At 71.3% G+C, this 18,586-nt stretch carries 12 protein-coding genes and 1 tRNA gene; 11 read left to right on the top strand and 2 right to left on the bottom strand.

Going from position 1 to position 18,586, the window contains the following annotated elements:
• Positions 1-221: 221 nt before the first annotated feature.
• The 4 genes from gltB (at position 222) to LEL83_RS05205 (ending at position 9,230) form a co-directional block, all read left to right on the top strand.
• Positions 222-4,790 (top strand): glutamate synthase large subunit, encoded by a 4,569-nt coding sequence (gene gltB, locus LEL83_RS05220; RefSeq protein ID WP_225558053.1) that lies wholly within the window; start codon positions 222-224, stop codon positions 4,788-4,790.
• The gene (locus LEL83_RS05215; RefSeq protein ID WP_198655952.1) at positions 4,783-6,240 is read left to right on the top strand and encodes a glutamate synthase subunit beta; all 1,458 of its coding nucleotides are present in this window, start codon (positions 4,783-4,785) and stop codon (positions 6,238-6,240) included. Before gltB ends, LEL83_RS05215 begins: the two co-directional genes overlap by 8 nt.
• 144 nt (positions 6,241-6,384) lie before the next feature.
• Positions 6,385-7,830 (top strand): pyruvate kinase, encoded by a 1,446-nt coding sequence (gene pyk / locus LEL83_RS05210; protein WP_198655951.1) that lies wholly within the window; start codon positions 6,385-6,387, stop codon positions 7,828-7,830.
• 299 nt (positions 7,831-8,129) lie between these two features.
• Positions 8,130-9,230, top strand: coding sequence for a VIT1/CCC1 transporter family protein (locus LEL83_RS05205; RefSeq protein ID WP_225558013.1), 1,101 nt, complete (start codon positions 8,130-8,132; stop codon positions 9,228-9,230).
• On the opposite strand, the gene LEL83_RS05200 is transcribed toward LEL83_RS05205, so the two are convergent.
• Positions 9,227-9,766 (bottom strand): HdeD family acid-resistance protein, encoded by a 540-nt coding sequence (locus LEL83_RS05200; protein ID WP_225558012.1) that lies wholly within the window; start codon positions 9,764-9,766, stop codon positions 9,227-9,229. The two genes, LEL83_RS05205 and LEL83_RS05200, sit on opposite strands and share 4 nt — an antisense overlap.
• A gap of 119 nt (positions 9,767-9,885) precedes the next feature.
• Between LEL83_RS05200 and LEL83_RS05195 the strand changes: the two genes are divergently transcribed.
• The 3 genes from LEL83_RS05195 to LEL83_RS05185 all read left to right on the top strand — a co-directional run bounded on the left by LEL83_RS05195 (position 9,886) and on the right by LEL83_RS05185 (position 11,246).
• Positions 9,886-9,967: transfer RNA gene (locus LEL83_RS05195), tRNA-Leu, on the top strand.
• Between the two features lie 96 nt (positions 9,968-10,063).
• Positions 10,064-10,669, top strand: a complete 606-nt coding sequence (locus tag LEL83_RS05190) for an ANTAR domain-containing response regulator (RefSeq protein WP_198655948.1) — start codon at positions 10,064-10,066, stop codon at positions 10,667-10,669.
• A 106-nt stretch (positions 10,670-10,775) separates the two neighbouring features.
• Complete coding sequence (locus tag LEL83_RS05185; RefSeq protein ID WP_225558011.1) at positions 10,776-11,246, top strand: GNAT family N-acetyltransferase; 471 nt, start codon at positions 10,776-10,778, stop codon at positions 11,244-11,246.
• A 4-nt stretch (positions 11,247-11,250) separates the two neighbouring features.
• Here the strand turns inward: LEL83_RS05185 and LEL83_RS05180 are convergent, their stop codons facing one another.
• Positions 11,251-11,619, bottom strand: coding sequence for a PaaI family thioesterase (locus LEL83_RS05180; protein WP_198658683.1), 369 nt, complete (start codon positions 11,617-11,619; stop codon positions 11,251-11,253).
• A 101-nt stretch (positions 11,620-11,720) separates the two neighbouring features.
• On the opposite strand from LEL83_RS05180, the gene polA reads away from it, so the two are divergent.
• The 4 genes from polA (at position 11,721) to coaE (ending at position 18,577) form a co-directional block, all read left to right on the top strand.
• Positions 11,721-14,393 carry a DNA polymerase I gene (polA, locus tag LEL83_RS05175; protein WP_225558010.1) on the top strand — a complete coding sequence of 891 codons (2,673 nt, stop codon included), beginning with the start codon at positions 11,721-11,723 and terminating at the stop codon, positions 14,391-14,393.
• Positions 14,394-14,516: 123 nt separating this feature from the next.
• Positions 14,517-16,196, top strand: coding sequence for a DUF885 domain-containing protein (locus LEL83_RS05170; protein WP_198655946.1), 1,680 nt, complete (start codon positions 14,517-14,519; stop codon positions 16,194-16,196).
• Between the two features lie 169 nt (positions 16,197-16,365).
• Positions 16,366-17,835, top strand: a complete 1,470-nt coding sequence (rpsA, locus tag LEL83_RS05165) for a 30S ribosomal protein S1 (RefSeq protein ID WP_225558009.1) — start codon at positions 16,366-16,368, stop codon at positions 17,833-17,835.
• A 91-nt stretch (positions 17,836-17,926) separates the two neighbouring features.
• Entirely contained in the window at positions 17,927-18,577 is a 651-nt protein-coding gene (coaE, locus tag LEL83_RS05160; RefSeq protein ID WP_225558008.1) for a dephospho-CoA kinase, read from the top strand.
• Positions 18,578-18,586 lie beyond the last annotated feature (9 nt).

Below are 18,586 nucleotides of genomic sequence, written 5' to 3'. Positions count from 1 at the left end.
GCACCAGCACCAGCAGTACCAGCAGCACCACCCCGGGCCCACCACAAGCGGGTCCCGCGCAACCTCGCCGGCCGGCAGCGCACACCGTTGCCGGCGGGCACGGGCACCAGTCCCGCCCGCTCGGGCGGAACGCACCACCGGGCCACCGCTGTCCCTGTTCCACTTCCTCGTGAGGACGGTTCCCCATGGCGCTCCAGCCAACCCAGCCCTCGGCACCGACGATGCTCGTGCCGCCGCACCGACGGTTCTCGGCGGTGCCCGACGCCACCGGCGCGTACGACCCGGCGAACGAGAAGGACGCGTGCGGTCTCGCGATGGTGGCGACCCTGCGCGGGACGCCCGGCCACGACATCGTCGACGCGGCGCTCGGCGCGCTGCGGAACCTCGAGCACCGCGGTGCCGTCGGCTCCGACGCCGGTACGGGTGACGGCGCCGGCATCCTGTGCCAGGTGCCCGACGCGTTCCTGCGGGCCGTCGTGCCGTTCGACCTGCCCCAGGCGGGGGAGTACGCGGTCGGCACGGCCTACCTGCCCGTCGACGAGGACGCCCGGCACGCCGTCAAGGGCGCCGTCGAGCGGCTCGCGCGCGAAGAGGGCCTGAAGGTGCTCGGGTGGCGCGAGGTGCCGGTGCGCCCCGAGGAGCTCGGCACCCTGGCCCGGGCGGCGATGCCCGCCTTCGAGCAGCTCTTCGTCGCCTCGATCCGGCACGACGTGCACGGTGCGTCGTGGAGCGGCATCGCCCTCGACCGCCAGGCCTTCCGGCTCCGCAAGCGCGCCGAGCACGACAACGACCTGTACTTCATGTCGCTGTCGAGCCGCACCATGGTCTACAAGGGCATGGTCACGACGCTGCAGCTCGAGCCCTTCTACCCCGACCTCAGCGACGAGCGCTTCGCGTCGAAGCTCGCCATCGTCCACTCGCGCTACTCCACCAACACGTTCCCGTCGTGGCCGCTCGCGCAGCCGTTCCGGACGATCGCGCACAACGGCGAGATCAACACCGTGCGGGGCAACCGCAACTGGATGCGTGCCCGCCAGTCGCAGCTCGAGAGCGAACTGCTCGGGGACATGGCGCCGCTGCTGCCGATCGTCAGCCCCGGCGCCAGCGACTCGGCTTCGTTCGACGAGACCCTCGAGCTGCTCACGCTGACCGGACGCTCGCTGCCGCACGCCGTATCGATGATGGTGCCGGAGGCGTGGGAGAACCAGGTCGGCATGGACCCGGACCTGCGGGCCTTCTACGAGTACCACTCGATGCTCATGGAGCCGTGGGACGGCCCCGCCGCGATCACCTTCACCGACGGCGCCCTGGTCGGCGCGACGCTCGACCGCAACGGGCTCCGCCCCGGCCGCTTCCTGGTCACCGACGACGGGCTCATCGTGATGGGCTCCGAGACCGGGGTCATCGACGTCCCCGCGGCGAAGGTCGTCCGCAAGGGCCGCCTGCGCCCCGGCCGGATGTTCCTGGTCGACACCGAGGCCGGCCGCATCATCGAGGACGACGAGGTCAAGCGCGGCCTCGCGACGTCCGGTCCCTGGGCGGAGTGGCTCGAGGCCGGCCGGATCAACCTGAACGACCTGCCGGAGCGCGAGCACATCGTGCACACCCCGGCCTCGGTCACCCGTCGCCAGCGCGCGTTCGGGTACACCGAGGAAGAGGTCCGGATCCTGCTGCGCCCGATGGCAGCCGCCGGCGCGGAGCCGCTCGGCGCGATGGGGTCGGACACCCCGATCGCGGTGCTGTCGCAGCGCCCGCGCCTGCTGTTCGACTACTTCACCCAGCAGTTCGCCCAGGTCACCAACCCGCCGCTCGACTCGATCCGCGAGCAGGTCATCACGTCGATGGGGCTCGGCCTCGGGCCGGAGCGCAACCTGCTGTCCGCGGGGCCCGAGCACGCCGAGCAGATCGTGCTGGACTTCCCGGTCATCGACAACGACCAGCTCGCCAAGATCCAGCACTACGAGTCGGCGACCGGCCGCCACCTCACCGTGACGATCCGGGGCCTGTACCGCGTCGACGCCGGCAAGAAGGCGATGCAGAAGCGCATCGCCGCCGTCTGCGACGAGGTCGACGCGGCGATCGAGTCGGGCAAGCAGTTCATCGTGCTGTCCGACCGCGACGGCAACGCCGAGCAGGCGCCCGTGCCGAGCCTGTTGCTGCTCGCCGCCGTGCACCACCACCTCATCCGTACCGAGCAGCGCATGAAGGTCGGGCTCATCGTCGAGGCCGGTGACGTCCGCGAGGTCCACCACGTGGCGACGCTCATCGGGTACGGCGCATCGGCGATCAACCCGTACCTCGCGATGGAGACCTGCGAGAACCTCGTCCGGGCCGGCATGATCCCGGGCATCACCCCCGAGCAGGCCGTCAAGAACGTCATCAAGGCGCTCGGCAAGGGCGTGCTGAAGATCATGTCGAAGATGGGCATCTCGACGGTGTCGAGCTACGCCGGTGCCCAGGCGTTCGAGGCGGTCGGGCTCAGCCAGGAGTTCGTCGACAAGTACTTCACCGGCACCTCGTCGATCCTGGGCGGCGTCGACATCGACGTCATCGCGAAGGAGAACGCCGAGCGGCACGCGCAGGCGTACCCGCAGGACGGCGCGGTGCTCTCGCACGAGCGCCTGCAGATCGGTGGCGAGTACCAGTGGCGCCGCCAGGGCCCGCCGCACCTGTTCAACCCGGACACGGTGTTCCGCCTGCAGCACGCCACCCGTGCCCGCCGGTACGACATCTTCCGCGAGTACTCGAGCGCCGTGGACGACCAGTCCGAGGAGCTCATGACCCTGCGCGGGCTCTTCCGCTTCAAGCAGGGTGCCCGGCAGCCGGTCGCGCTCGACGAGGTCGAGCCGATCGAGTCGATCGTCAAGCGGTTCAACACCGGCGCGATGTCGTACGGCTCGATCTCGCAGGAAGCCCACGAGACCCTGGCCATCGCGATGAACCGGCTGGGCGGCCGGTCGAACACGGGCGAGGGCGGCGAGGACGTCGACCGCCTGCTCGACCCGGAGCGTCGCAGCGCCATCAAGCAGGTGGCGTCCGGCCGGTTCGGCGTGACGAGCATGTACCTGACGCACGCGACCGACATCCAGCTGAAGATGGCGCAGGGTGCGAAGCCCGGCGAGGGCGGGCAGCTGCCCCCGCAGAAGGTCTACCCCTGGGTGGCGCGGACGCGGCACGCGACGGCCGGTGTCGGGCTCATCTCGCCGCCGCCGCACCACGACATCTACTCCATCGAGGACCTCAAGCAGCTGATCTTCGACGTCAAGCGCGCCAACCCGGCCGCCCGCGTGCACGTCAAGCTCGTCAGCCAGTCCGGCATCGGCGCGGTCGCTGCCGGGGTGACGAAGGCCCTGGCCGACGTCGTGCTCGTCTCCGGCCACGACGGCGGCACGGGTGCGAGCCCCTTGAACTCGCTCAAGCACGCCGGAACCCCGTGGGAGATCGGGCTCGCCGAGACGCAGCAGACGCTCATGCTGAACGGCATGCGCGACCGCGTCGTCGTGCAGGTGGACGGGCAGATGAAGACCGGCCGCGACGTCGTCGTGGCCGCCCTGCTCGGCGCCGAGGAGTACGGCTTCGCCACCGCTCCGCTCGTCGTCGAGGGCTGCATCCTCATGCGGGTCTGCCACTTGGACACCTGCCCCGTCGGGGTCGCGACGCAGAACCCGGAGCTGCGCAAACGGTTCACCGGCAAGCCGGAGTTCGTCGTGAACTTCTTCGAGTTCATCGCGCAAGAGGTCCGCGAGCTCCTCGCCGAGCTCGGCTTCCGCAGCCTGGACGAGGCGATCGGGCAGACGCAGGCACTCGACGTCGACCGCGCCGTCGAGCACTGGAAGGCGTCCGGGCTCGACCTGGGCCCGGTGCTCACGGGGCCGGACTTCGACGACGCCGAACCCCGCCGCCACCACCGCGAGCAGGACCACGAACTCGACGAGCACTTCGACGTGCAGCTCATCCAGCAGACCGCCGACGTCCTCGAGCACGGTGGTTCGATCACGCTGGACCTGCCGATCCGCAACACCGAGCGGGCCGTCGGCACCATGCTGGGCCACCACGTCACGCTGCGGCACGGCGAACACGGGCTGCCCAACGGCTCGATCGACGTCACGCTGCGCGGGTCCGCCGGGCAGTCGCTCGGCGCGTTCCTGCCGGCGGGGATCACGCTGCGGCTCATCGGCGACAGCAACGACTACGTCGGCAAGGGGCTGTCCGGCGGGCAGATCGTCGTGCGCCCGGACGCCGAGTCCGGCTTCGACCCGGCGCAGAACGTGATCGCGGGCAACGTGATCGGCTACGGCGCGACCCAGGGCACCATGTTCATCCGGGGCATCGTGGGGGAGCGCTTCCTGGTCCGCAACTCCGGTGCCACCGCCGTCGTCGAGGGCGTCGGCGACCACGCGCTCGAGTACATGACGGGCGGGCTCGCGCTCGTGCTCGGCGAGACCGGCCGGAACCTCGGTGCGGGCATGTCCGGGGGCACGGCGTACGTCCGCGGCCTGCGCGAGGAGCACGTCAACACCGACGCGCTGGCCTCCGGCGAGCTGCGACTCGAGGCGCTCGACAGCGCCGACGTCGCGATCGTCACCGACCTGCTCACCCGGCACGCCGACGAGACCGGGTCGACCCTGGCGTCCGACCTGCTCGCGTCCGGGGACCTGAGCGACTTCGTCAAGGTGCTGCCGCGTGACTACGCGGCGGTGCTCGAGACCCGCAAGCAGGCCGTCGACGAGGGGCTCGACCCCGACGGCGACGTCGTCTGGAACCGCATCTTGGAGGTAACAGTTGGCTGACCCGAAGGGCTTCCTCAAGGTCCAGGAACGCGAACTCCCGCCGCGGCGGCCCGTGCCCGTGCGGCTCATGGACTGGAAAGAGGTCTACGAGCAGCAGGAGTCCGGTGTCCTCAAGCGCCAGGCCGGCCGCTGCATGGACTGCGGCGTGCCGTTCTGCCACCAGGGCTGCCCGCTCGGCAACCTCATCCCGGAGTGGAACGACCTGACGTGGCGCGGCGAGGGCCGCCAGGCCATCGAGCGGCTGCACGAGACGAACAACTTCCCGGAGTTCACCGGTCGGCTCTGCCCGGCACCGTGCGAGTCGTCGTGCGTGCTCGGCATCAACCAGCCCCCGGTGACCATCAAGCAGGTCGAGGTCTCGATCATCGACCAGGCGTTCCAGAACGGGTGGGTCACCCCGCACCCGCCGGAGCGACTGACCGGCAAGACCGTCGCCGTCGTCGGGTCCGGCCCGGCCGGCCTGGCCGCCGCGCAGCAGCTCACGCGCGCCGGGCACACGGTCGCCGTCTACGAGCGCGACGACCGCATCGGCGGTCTGCTCCGCTACGGCATCCCGGACTTCAAGATGGAGAAGCGCCAGATCGACGCGCGCCTCGCCCAGATGCAGGCCGAGGGCACGCGGTTCCGCGCCGGCGTCGAGATCGGCAAGGACATCACCTGGGACGACCTGAAGTCGCGCTACGACGCGGTCGTGGTCGCCACCGGTGCCACCGTGCCGCGCGACCTGCCGATCCCGGGGCGCGACCTCGAGGGCGTGCACTTCGCGATGGACTACCTCGTCCAGCAGAACAAGGCGAACGCCGGCACGACGGTCGACAACCAGATCACCGCCGAGGGCAAGCACGTCGTCGTCATCGGCGGCGGCGACACCGGCGCCGACTGCATCGGCACGGCGCACCGCCAGGGCGCGCTGAGCGTGACGAACCTGGCGATCGGCAAGCAGCCGCCGCTCGAGCGTCCCTCGGACCAGCCGTGGCCGATGTTCCCGACGGTGTTCGAGGTCACGAGCGCTCACGAGGAGGGCGGCGAGCGGCACTTCCTCGCCTCCACGGTCGAGTTCCTGGCGAACCCGGCGGGCGAGGTCCGCGCGCTGCGGGTCGCCGAGACCGAGTACCTCGACGGGCGACGCGTCCCGAAGGCCGGCACGGAGCGCGAGATCCCCGCCGACCTCGTGCTCGTCGCGATGGGGTTCACCGGACCCGAGTCCGACACCATCGAGCCGCAGCTCGGACTGCCGACCACGGCCTCCGGGGCGCTCGACCGCCGTGCCGACTACGCGACCAACGAGGCCGGCGTGTTCGTCGCCGGTGACGCCGGTCGCGGGCAGTCGCTCATCGTGTGGGCGATCGCCGAGGGCCGTGCCGCCGCGGCCCAGGTCGACGAGTACCTCGAGGGCTCCACGATCCTGCCGGCACCGGTCAAGGCGACCGACCGGGCGATCTCGGTCTGATGTCGACCGGTCACCACCAGATGCTCACCCAGCCGTGAGCGTGAGGCCACCAGCACTCGGTAAGGTGCTGGTGGCCTCACTGCGTTCCGCGCAGCCCCACGGCGCGGAAACCCCAGGCTCCATCCACCACCACGAAGGAATCCATTGAGACGCGCAAAGATCGTTTCGACGCTCGGACCGGCAACGTCGGACTACGAGACCGTCAAGGAGATCATCGAAGCGGGCGTCGACGTCGCCCGCCTCAACCTCAGCCACGGTGACTACAGCGTCCACGAGGCCAACTACGTGAACGTCCGCCGTGCCGCCGAGGAGCTCGGCAAGCCCGTCGCGATCCTCGTCGACCTGCAGGGTCCGAAGATCCGTCTGGCCAAGTTCGCCGACGGCCCGCACGACCTCGCCGTGGGTGACGTCTTCACCATCACGACCGAGGACGTCCCCGGCTCGAAGGAGATCTGCGGCACGACCTTCAAGGGCCTGCCGCAGGACGTCAAGCCCGGCGACCCGCTCCTCATCGACGACGGCCGCGTGCGACTCCGCGTCCTCGACACCGACGGCGTGCGCGTCCGGACCGAGGTCGTCGTCGCCGGCACGGTGTCGAACAACAAGGGCATCAACCTGCCCGGCGTCGCCGTCAATGTCCCCGCGCTGAGCGAGAAGGACGAGGCGGACCTGCGCTGGGCCATCCGCCAGGGCGCCGACCTCATCGCGCTGTCGTTCGTGCGGAACGCCGCCGACGTCGACCGCGCCCACGAGATCATGGACGAGGAGGGCAAGCGCCTGCCCGTCATCGCCAAGGTCGAGAAGCCGCAGGCCGTCGACGCCCTCGAGGAGATCATCGACGCCTTCGACAGCATCATGGTCGCCCGCGGCGACCTCGGTGTCGAGCTCCCGCTCGAGGCGGTGCCGATCGTGCAGAAGCGCGCCGTCGAGCTGTCCCGCCGCATGGCGAAGCCGGTCATCGTCGCGACGCAGATGCTCGAGTCGATGATCTCGTCGCCGATCCCGACCCGCGCCGAGACCTCCGACGTCGCCAACGCCGTCCTCGACGGCGCCGACGCGGTCATGCTGTCCGGCGAGACGAGCGTCGGCGAGTACCCGGTGCAGACCGTCCGCACCATGGCGCGCATCGTCGAGTCCACCGAGGACCACGGCCTCGAGCGCATCGCCCCGCTCGGCACCAAGCCGCGCACGCTCGGCGGTGCGATCACCCTCGCCGCCGTCGAGATCGCCGAGTTCACCGAGGCGTCGTACCTCTGCGTCTTCACCGAGTCGGGCGACTCCGCACGCCGCATGTCGCGCCTGCGCCACGGCCTGCCGATCATCGCCTTCACGCCGAACGAGGCGACGCGCCGACGGATGGCCCTGACCTGGGGCGTCCGTTCGTTCCTGGTCGAGCGGAAGACCCACACCGACGAGCTCTTCTCGCAGGTCGACGACGTCCTCCTCGAGAACGGCCTGGCCGCCCCCGGCGATCGCGTCATCGTGACGGCCGGGTCCCCTCCTGGCATCGAGGGCTCGACGAACGACCTCCGCGTGCACCGCGTGGGCGACGCCCACGCCGAGGCCGCCCCGGCGTACGTCCGGGACTGATCCGCGGGATCCGTCGCCACCAGGGCGCGGACGGGAGGCCCGGTGCAGCTGCACCGACCGCCTCCGGTCCGCGCCCTGTCGCGTCCACCTCGCGCGGCGCCGCGCCTGTGCCGCTCCGCGCCGCCGCGCCTGCGCCGCTCCGCGCCCCGCTGCGGTCATCGCGCCCCGGTGTGCCGGGGCGCGACGACCGCAGCGGGGCGCGCTCGCGCGCCGGCGCTCCGTGCGCGGACGCGCGCCCCGCGTGCCCGGGGCTCCCGCCCCGCGGCAGACGCGCCCGGACGGCCGCGCGAGCGGGCAGGATGGCTGGTGTGAGCCTCCAGGACGACACCGTGTCCCCACCCACCGCGGCCGATGTCCGCCGCTGGCGGCGCTACCTGGCCGACGAGCGCGCCGAGGCCGCGGTGTACCGCAACCTGGCGGCCCGCCGTTCCGGCGAGGAGCGCGCGATCCTCGCCGCCCTGGCCGAGGCCGAGGGGCGTCACGCCGAGCACTGGATCGACCTGCTCGGCGACGAGGTCGGACGGCCGCAGCGGGGGAGCCTGCGGACGCGGGTGCTCGCCGCCCTGGCGAAGCGGTTCGGGTCGGTCTTCGTCCTCGCGCTCATGCAGCGTGCCGAGGACCGCTCGCCCTACGCCGACGACGCCGATGCCACCGCCCGGATGGCGGCCGACGAACGCATCCACGGCGAGGTCGTCCGGGGGCTCGCGAACCGCGGGCGCATGCGGCTGTCCGGCACCTTCCGCGCGGCGGTCTTCGGGGCGAACGACGGATTGGTGTCGAACCTGGCGCTCATCATCGGCATCAGTGCGTCCGGGGCGGACCGACACGTCGTCCTGCTGAGCGGCGTGGCCGGCCTGCTCGCGGGAGCGCTCTCGATGGGTGCGGGGGAGTACGTGTCCGTGCGGTCGCAGCGCGAACTGCTCGAGGCGTCGGCGCCGCACCCCGAGGCACGGGACGCCGTGTCGGACCTGGACGTCGACGCGAACGAGCTCGCGCTCGTCTACCGGGCGCGCGGGATGAGCGAGGACGAGGCGACCGCCCACGCCGCCGAGGTGTTGTCCGGCATCGGTGAACGGCGTCCCGCGACCGGGTCGACACCGGTCGGCGACGACCACGAGGCCGTGGGTACCGGACTCAGCGCCGCGGTGTCGAGCTTCTGCTTCTTCGCGTCCGGCGCGGTCATCCCGGTGCTGCCGTTCCTGCTCGGCATGCAGGGGCTGCCGGCGATCGCCGTCGCGGGCGGGTTGGTGGGCGTCGCCCTGCTCGGCACCGGTGCCGTCGTCGGGGTGCTCAGCGGGGCGTCCCCGGGCAGGCGGGCGTTCCGGCAGCTCGCCATCGGGTTCGGCGCGGCGGCCGTGACGTACGGGCTCGGGCTGCTCTTCGGGACCGGTCCGGCCTAGCGGCGGACGGCGGCACGCGGCGGCAGGAGCAGCAGGGTCGCGGCGCCCACGGTGACCAGCGCGACGCCCGCGACGACCACGAAAACGGTCAGCGCCAGGCCGGGAGCGGCGAGCACGGCGATCCCCGCCGCGACCGACAGCAGGGCGCTGACCACCGTCGGCACGCGTGACGAGCCCGGGTGTCCGACGACCCCGCCGACCAGCGCCGCGATGCCCTCCGCGACGAAGCCGACACCGGCGAGCACCGCGTAGACCACCAGGGGGATCGCCGGGTCCACCAGCGTGACGAGCCCGGCCGCGGCGACGAGGCCACCCACCACGCCGGAGGTCCACCGCCAGACCGCGGGGGTGTCGCGCCCGCGCACCGCCGCGAACACGCGGAGCGCACCGGCGACGACGAGGTGGACGCCGAACACCAGGGCGACGAGCACGAGCGTCGGGCGCGGCCAAGCCACGGCGACGACCCCGAGGGCCACGGCGACGACGGCGGTGACGACCACGAACACCCGGAACGTGCGGACGGCACGGGAATCCACGAGCACTCCTCCCTGATCGGACTGCAGGCCCCCAGCACGCTACCCGTCGGTCGGGCGCCCGTGCATGCCGGGCTCCCAGGGCCGGGGACGACGGCCGGGCTGGTAGTGTTGGTGCCCTCGCGAGTGTGGTGGAATCGGCAGACACGGGGCACTCAAAATGCTCTGCCTCACGGCGTGCGGGTTCAAGTCCCGCCACTCGTACTGTGCACGGCCCACTCCTGGTCCGGAGCGGTGTGGGACGATCCGGCCCGCGTGGTCTGGGGTCCGGGACTTCCGGTGTCTAGTAGGCTGCTCGTCGTGAGTGACTCAGAAGCAACCGCACCAGCACCCCGTCGCGTCGTCGTCGCCGAGGACGAGTCGCTCATCCGCCTCGACATCGTCGAGATCCTCCGCGACAACGGGTTCGACGTGGTCGGTGAGGCCGGCGACGGCGAGACCGCCGTGCAGCTCGCCACGGACCTCCGTCCCGACCTGGTCGTGATGGACGTCAAGATGCCCCAGCTCGACGGCATCTCGGCGGCCGAGAAGCTGTCGAAGAACCACATCGCCCCCGTGGTCCTGCTCACGGCGTTCAGCCAGAAGGACCTCGTCGAGCGCGCGACCGAGGCCGGCGCCCTGGCCTACGTCGTCAAGCCCTTCACCCCGAACGACCTGCTCCCCGCGATCGAGATCGCCCTCTCGCGGTACCAGCAGATCATCACGCTCGAAGCCGAGGTCGCCGACCTCGTCGAGCGCTTCGAGACCCGCAAGCTCGTCGACCGTGCCAAGGGCCTGCTGAACGAGAAGATGGGCCTGACCGAGCCCGAGGCGTTCCGCTGGATCCAGAAGGCCTCGATGGACCGCCGCCTGACCATGCACGACGTCGCCAAGGCGATCATCGAGCAGCTCAGCGCCAAGAAGTAGCGCCCCCGTCGCTCACGGAACGCCGCTGGACCCTCCGGTCCGGCGGCGTTCCTGCGTCCGGAGCGGCGACGTGGCGTGGGCGTCGACCACCTGGCAGGGTGGAGCGATGGACGACGTGGTGATCCGCGCCTCCCGGCCGGAGGACATGGCAGCGGTGGCCGACCTGCGGTGGCGGTGGAGCGTCGACGAGGACGGCCGCGAGCCGGTCCGCACGCCCGATGAGTACCGCAGGGCGATGACGGACTTCGCGTCCCGCCACCGCGACTCGCACCGGTGCGTGGTCGCCGAGCGGGACGGCGTGGTGCTCGGCATGGGATGGCTCGCGGTGCACCCCCGGCCGCCGGCGCCGCACGTCCCCGGGGATCGATCCACCGCGGAGTTGCAGACGGTGTACGTGCACCCGGACCTGCGCGGGTCCGGCGTCGCCGGCCGGCTCGTCACGGCGCTGCTCGACGTCGCCGACGAGCTGGGCGTCGAGCGGACGTCGGTGCACTCGAGCGTGGACGGCGAGCGGCTCTACCGGCGCCTCGGGTTCGGCGACGCGCGCCTGCTGCTGCAGCGCCCGCCGGAGGACTGACGGGTCAGCGCCGCTCGCGGATCATGTTCGTGATCCGCACGGTCGAGCAGCGCCGGCCCTGGTCGTCGGTGAGGACGATCTCGTGCGTGGTGAGCGTGCCGCCCAGGTGGATGGCGGTGCAGGTGCCGGTGACGGTCCCGCTCGTGGCGCTGCGCGAGTGCGAGGCGCTCAGCTCGATGCCGACGGCGTAACGACCCGGACCGGCGTGCACGTTCGCGGCCATCGAGCCGAGGCTCTCCGCCAGCACGACGTAGGCGCCCCCGTGCAGCAGGCCGACCGGCTGGCGGTTGCCCTCGACCGGGATCGTGCCCACCGCGCGCTCGGCGGTGAGCTCGGTGATCACCATGCCCATCTTCTCGGCGAGCTCGCCCATGCCGCGCTCGGCCAGGCGGTCGTCGACCGCGGTCGTGGTGGTCGCTTCGTCGGTCACGCGCGCAGGACTCCCGTGTCGGATGGCGTCGGTAGGCTGTCCGGGTGTCGGACTCCGCAAAGCCTACCCTCATGGTCATCGACGGCCACTCGCTCGCCTTCCGGGCGTTCTACGCGCTGCCGGTCGACAGCTTCGTGAACCGCGACGGGCAGCACACGAACGCCATCCACGGCTTCATCTCGATGCTGCTCATGCTGCTCCAGCGCGAGAAGCCGACCCACCTGGCGGTGGCCTTCGACATCTCGCGGTTCTCGTTCCGCACCCGCGAGTACGAGGCCTACAAGGGCACGCGCTCCGAGACCCCCGCCGAGTTCAAGGGGCAGATCCCGCTGCTGCAGCAGGCGCTCGAGGCGATGGGCATCACCACCGTCACGAAGGAGGACTACGAGGCCGACGACATCCTCGCGACCCTCTCGAAGCAGGGCGCGGAGCAGGGCTTCCAGGTGTACGTCGTCTCCGGCGACCGTGACTCGATCCAGCTCGTCAACGACGACGTCACCCTGCTGTACCCGTCCGTCCGCGGCGTCTCCGAGCTCACCCGCTACGACCGCGACAAGGTGTACGAGCGGTACGGCATCGAGCCCCACCAGTACCCGGACATCGCGGCGCTCGTGGGCGAGACGAGCGACAACCTGATCGGCATCGACAAGGTCGGCGAGAAGACCGCCGTGAAGTGGGTCACCCAGTACGGATCGCTCGACGGCGTCCTCGAACACGCCGACGAGATCAAGGGCGTCGTCGGCAACAACCTGCGCGAGCAGCGCGACCGGGCGGTCCGGAACCGCAAGCTCAACCGGCTCGTCACCGACGTCGAGCTGCCCGTCGGCCCCGCCGACGTCGCGCTCCGTCCCCTCGACGAGACCGCGGTCCGCGAGCTGTTCGCCAAGCTGCAGTTCCGCACGCTGCTCGACCGCGTGTTCAAGGTCGCCGGCACCGGTGATCCGTCGGACGCCGCCCCCGCCGAGGGCTCCGTCGACAGCGGTGCGCCGACCCCGCCGCCGGTCAAGACCCTGATCGACGAGGAGCTCGGCTACTGGCTCGAGCGCCGCAACGCGACCGAGGCAGCGAACGGCTACGGCGTCGCGGTCGAGGTGATCGACGGTCGGCTCAGCGCGATCGGCATCGCGACGCACGACGACGCGGTGCTCGTGCCCGGCGGCAGCGGTGCGAAGGACTACGAGCAGCTGACGGCGTGGTTCGCCTCGGACGCCCCGAAGCACTTCCACGACGCCAAGGCCGCGATCAAGGCGCTCGGCTCGGTCGGCATCACGGTGAACGGTGTCGCCGGTGACGCCCGGATCATGGGCTGGCTCGCCAACCCCGGCAAGCAGGGGCAGCCCCTCGCCGACCTCGTCTACCAGGAGCTCGGCGAGGAACTGCCGACGGCCGACCCGAACCAGCTCGTCCCCGAGACCGACCCGGTCAACGTCGGGGTGCACGCGTGGTTCGTGCTGCGGGTGACGACGGCCCTGCGCGCCCGGATCGACGAGTCCTCGCTGCAGGTCCTGGACGACATCGAGCTGCCACTGGTCTCGGTGCTCGCCGGCATGGAGACCATCGGTGTCGGGATCGACCGCCCCGTGCTCACCGGCCTGTCGAAGGAGCTGGGGGAGCGCGCCGCCGAACTGGCACAGCAGGCCTTCGCCGAGATCGGGCACGAGGTCAACCTCGGCTCCCCGAAGCAACTGCAGGAAGTCCTGTTCACCGAGCTGGCGATGCCGAAGACCCGCAAGACCAAGACCGGTTTCTCGACCGACGCCGCGAGCCTCGCCGACCTGCAGGAGCAGCACCCGCACCCGTTCCTCGGGCTCCTGCTGCAGCACCGCGACGCCACGAAGCTCCGTCAGATCGTCGACACGCTCGACGCCGCCGTGGTCGACGGGCGCATCCACACCCGCTACGAGCAGACCGGCACGAGCACCGGACGTGTCTCGTCCACCGACCCGAACCTGCAGAACATCCCGGTGAAGACCGCCGTCGGCCGACGCATCCGCTCGGCGTTCGCCGTCGCGGAGCCGTACACGACGCTCGTCACCGCCGACTACTCGCAGATCGAGATGCGCATCATGGCGCACCTCTCCGGCGACCCCGGACTGATCCAGGCCTTCAACGAGGGCGAGGACCTGCACCGGTTCGTCGGCGCACGCGTCTTCGGTGTCGACCCCGCCGACGTCTCGAACGAGATGCGCACCAAGGTGAAGGCGATGTCGTACGGCCTGGCCTACGGCCTGAGCGCCTTCGGCCTGTCGAAGCAGCTGCGGATCGAGCAGTCCGAGGCGCGCACGCTGATGACCGAGTACTTCGCCCGCTTCGGTGCGGTCCGCGACTACCTGCGCAACGTCGTCGAGCAGGCGCGCGAGGACGGCTACACCGAGACCATCTTCGGCCGCCGTCGTCCCTTCCCCGACCTGAAGAGCCCGAACCGGGTGCTGCGGGAGAACGCCGAACGGGCCGCGCTCAATGCCCCGATCCAGGGCTCGGCCGCGGACATCATGAAGATCGCGATGCTCGGGGTGGCCGACGACCTGCAGACGGGCGACCTGCGGTCGCACCTGCTGCTCCAGGTGCACGACGAGCTCATCCTCGAGGTCGCGCCCGGCGAGCAGGAGCGCGTCGAGGAGATCCTGCGGACCCGCATGGGCAGCGCGGCCGAGCTCAGCGTGCCGCTCGACGTCTCGGTGGGCGTCGGGCCGAACTGGGAGAGCGCGGCGCACTGACCCCGTCCGGTCGCGACGCGACCGGTGACGGCCGGGAGGCGCGGTGCGGGCCCGCACCGCGCCTCCCGGCCGCCGGCTCCCGCGACCTGCACCGCGACCCGCCGCGTGGCTAGGCTCGGGTGCATGAGCGAACAGCGTCCCGACCGCCAGCCGTCCGCCGTCGACCGCGTCGCCGAGGACTGGGTGACCACCCTCGTCGACCTCGACCCGACGATCGCCTCCTCGATCGGCGTGCCCGGGCGCACGGGGGAGTACGGCGACACGTCGCCGGCCGGCGCCGCTGCCGTGGCCGACGCCGCCCGTGCGGCGAAGCGCGCGCTCGACGCCGCGGCCGCCACCGATGCGGTGGACGAGGTCACGAAGGCCGACCTCGGCGCCGAGCTCGACCTGGTGCAGGAGTCGTACGACCGCCGGCTGCACCTCCGTGACCTCAACGTCATCGCGAGCCCGGCCCAGTCGGTGCGCGAGGTCATCGACCTGATGCCGACCGCGACCGAGGGCGACTGGCAGGACATCGCGAGCCGACTGCACGCGCTCCCCGACGCGATCGAGGGGATCCGCGAGACCCTGCTCGAGGGCACGCGCGAGGACGTCACCCCGGCGAAGCGCCAGGTCGCGCTGGTCGCCGAGCAGGCCGCCCGCAACGGCGCCGAGGACGGGTTCTTCCGCCGGCTCGCCGACGGCGCCGCGTTCGACGACGGCTCGCCGGTCCCCGACACCCTGCGCACCGAGCTGGTCCGCGGTGCCGAGGTCGCCGCGGCCGCGTACCGGAGCCTCGGGCAGTTCCTCGAGCACGAGCTGCTGCCGCTCGCCACCCCGGTCGACGCGGTCGGTCGCGAGGCGTACGAGCTGCACTCCCGCCGGTTCCTCGGCGCGGTCGTGGACCTCGACGAGACGTACGAGTGGGGCCTCGAGGAGCTCGCCCGCATGCGGGACGAGCAGGAGCGCATCGCCGACCGCATCGAGTCCGGCGCGAGTGTGGCCCGCGCGATCGAGGTGCTCGACACCGACCCGGCGCGCGTGCTGCACGGGACGGACGCCCTGCAGCGCTGGATGCAGGAGACGAGCGACGCCTCGATCGCCGCGATGGCCGGCACGTACTTCGACATCCCCGAGCCCATCCGTCGGCTGGAGTGCCGCATCGCCCCGACGCAGGAGGGCGGCATCTACTACAGCGGCCCCTCGGACGACTTCTCGCGGGCCGGCCGCATGTGGTGGTCGGTGCCCGAGGGCGTCACGGAGTTCGGCACCTGGCGCGAGAAGACCACGGTCTACCACGAGGGTGTGCCGGGACACCACCTGCAGATCAGCCAGGGCGTCTACAACCGCGGTGAGCTGAACACGTGGCGCCGGCAGCTGTCCGGCTCGTCCGGGCACGTCGAGGGGTGGGCGCTGTACGCCGAGCGCCTGATGGAGCAGCTCGGGTTCCTCGACGACGACGGCGACCGGCTCGGCATGCTCGACGGCCAGCGGATGCGGGCCGCCCGCGTGGTGCTCGACATCGGCGTGCACCTGCAGAAGACCAACCCGGACGGCGGCGGGTGGACGTGGGAGTACGCCCTCGACTTCATGGGGCAGAACGTCAACATGGACCCCGCGTTCGTGCGGTTCGAGGTCGCCCGGTACTTCGGGTGGCCGGGCCAGGCGCCGTCGTACAAGGTCGGCCAGCGGGTGTGGGAGTCCATCCGCGACGAGGTCGCCGCGCGCGAGGGAGCCGCCTTCGACCTCAAGGCGTTCCACCACCGGGCGCTCTCGCTCGGCAGCATCGGGCTGGACACCCTGCGGAGCGCGCTGCTGCGCTGATGTGCCGGTGACGCGCCGGTGACACGCCCGGTTGTGGGGGCTCCGCCGGTGCGGTTAGACTTGTGCGGCGCAAACCGCGTCACACAATCAATCGCCACGGCGGTGCACCACGGGGGCCGAGTCCCCGCACGCCATGGCCCGACTCATGTCCGTTCGGAGCAATCTCTACATGACAACCACTACGACCAAGGCTCCTAAGCAGGTCGCCATCAACGACATCGGTTCGGCTGATGACTTCCTGGCCGAGGTCGAGAAGACCCTGAAGTTCTTCAACGACGGTGATCTCATCTCCGGCACCGTCGTGAAGATCGACCGCGACGAGGTCCTCCTCGACGTCGGGTACAAGACCGAGGGTGTCATCCCCTCGCGCGAGCTCTCGATCAAGCACGACGTCGACCCCAACGAGGTCGTCGAGGTCGGCGACGAGGTCGAGGCCCTGGTCCTCCAGAAGGAGGACAAGGAAGGTCGCCTCATCCTGTCGAAGAAGCGCGCGCAGTACGAGCGTGCGTGGGGCGACGTCGAGAAGATCAAGGAGTCCGACGGCGTCGTGACCGGGACGGTCATCGAGGTCGTCAAGGGCGGTCTCATCGTCGACATCGGTCTCCGCGGCTTCCTCCCCGCGTCGCTCATCGAGCTCCGCCGTGTCCGCGACCTCACGCCGTACCTCGGCCAGGAGATCGAGGCGAAGATCCTCGAGCTCGACAAGAACCGCAACAACGTGGTCCTGTCGCGCCGTGCGCTCCTCGAGCAGACGCAGTCCGAGTCCCGGACCACGTTCCTCAACAACCTGCACAAGGGCCAGGTCCGCAAGGGCATCGTCTCCTCGATCGTCAACTTCGGTGCGTTCGTGGACCTCGGCGGCGTCGACGGCCTCGTCCACGTCTCCGAGCTCAGCTGGAAGCACATCGAGCACGCCAGCGAGGTCGTCGAGGTCGGTCAGGAAGTCACCGTCGAGATCCTCGAGGTCGACCTGGACCGCGAGCGCGTGTCGCTCTCGCTCAAGGCGACCCAGGAGGACCCGTGGCAGGTCTTCGCCCGCACCCACGCGATCGGCCAGATCGCACCGGGCAAGGTCACGAAGCTCGTGCCGTTCGGTGCCTTCGTCCGCGTCGCCGACGGCATCGAGGGCCTCGTGCACATCTCGGAGCTGTCGAACAAGCACGTCGAGCTCGCCGAGCAGGTCGTCTCGGTCAACGACGAGGTCTTCGTCAAGATCATCGACATCGACCTCGACCGTCGCCGCATCTCGCTCAGCCTCAAGCAGGCGAACGAGGGCGTGGACCCGGAGAGCGACGAGTTCGACCCGGCGCTCTACGGCATGCCGACCGAGTACGACGACAAGGGTGACTACAAGTACCCCGAGGGCTTCGACCCGGAGACCAACGAGTGGCTCGAGGGCTACGACACCCAGCGCACCGAGTGGGAGGGCCAGTACGCGGCCGCCCAGGCGCGTTGGGAAGCCCACAAGGCGCAGGTCGCGAAGACCATCGCCGACGAGGCGCAGGGTGGCTTCGACCTCCCGGCCAGCGCATCGTCGTCGTCGTCCTCGTCGTTCGCCGGCGAGACGGGTGGCGCGAGCCCCCTGGCCGACGACGCCTCGCTCGCGGCGCTCCGCGAGAAGCTCAGCTCGACCAACTGATCGAGCGGGTCGCACCGACCGGAAGCCCGGCACCCCTGAACGGGGTGCCGGGCTTCCGGCGTTCCCGGGCCGCGGTCGCTAGCCTGTCGTCGTGCGCATCATCGGTCTCACGGGCGGCATCGCCGCGGGCAAGTCGACGGTCTCGCGGCGGTGGACGGAGCACGGCGCGGTCGTGGTCGACGCGGATCGCCTGGCGCGCGAGGCGGTGGCCGTCGGGAGCCCCGGCCTCGAGCAGGTCGCAGCGCGCTTCGGCCCGTCGGTGATCGCAGCGGACGGGTCGCTCGACCGCCCGGCGCTCGGTGCGATCGTGTTCGCCGACCCGGCGGCGCGCAGGGACCTCGAGGCGATCACCCACCCGGAGGTGTGGCGGCTCGCCCAGCAGGCGTTCGACGCGGCCGAGGCGGACGACCCGGACGCCGTGGTCGTCTACGACGTCCCGCTGCTCGCGGAGGCGCGTGGCGCGCGACCCCTGCGCTTCGACGCCGTCGTGGTCGTCGACGCGCCGGCCGCGCAGCGCGTCGAGCGGTTGGTGGCGCACCGCGGCATGGCCCGCGACGAAGCGGAACGGCGCGTGGCCGCGCAGGCGAGCGACGCCGAGCGCCTGGCCCTCGCCGACCACGTGGTCGACGCGACGGGCACCCTCGACCAGACGGTGCGGTCGGCCGACGAGGTGTGGTCGCGCATCGCGGCGGACGGTACGCCGACGGCGAGCACGGCCCCGGGTGTCAGGGGCTCCGACTAGCGTTGACAC

The organism is Curtobacterium oceanosedimentum (assembly GCF_020297365.1).
Lineage (GTDB): Bacteria > Actinomycetota > Actinomycetes > Actinomycetales > Microbacteriaceae > Curtobacterium.
This window is presented reverse-complemented; position numbering and strand designations above follow the sequence as displayed.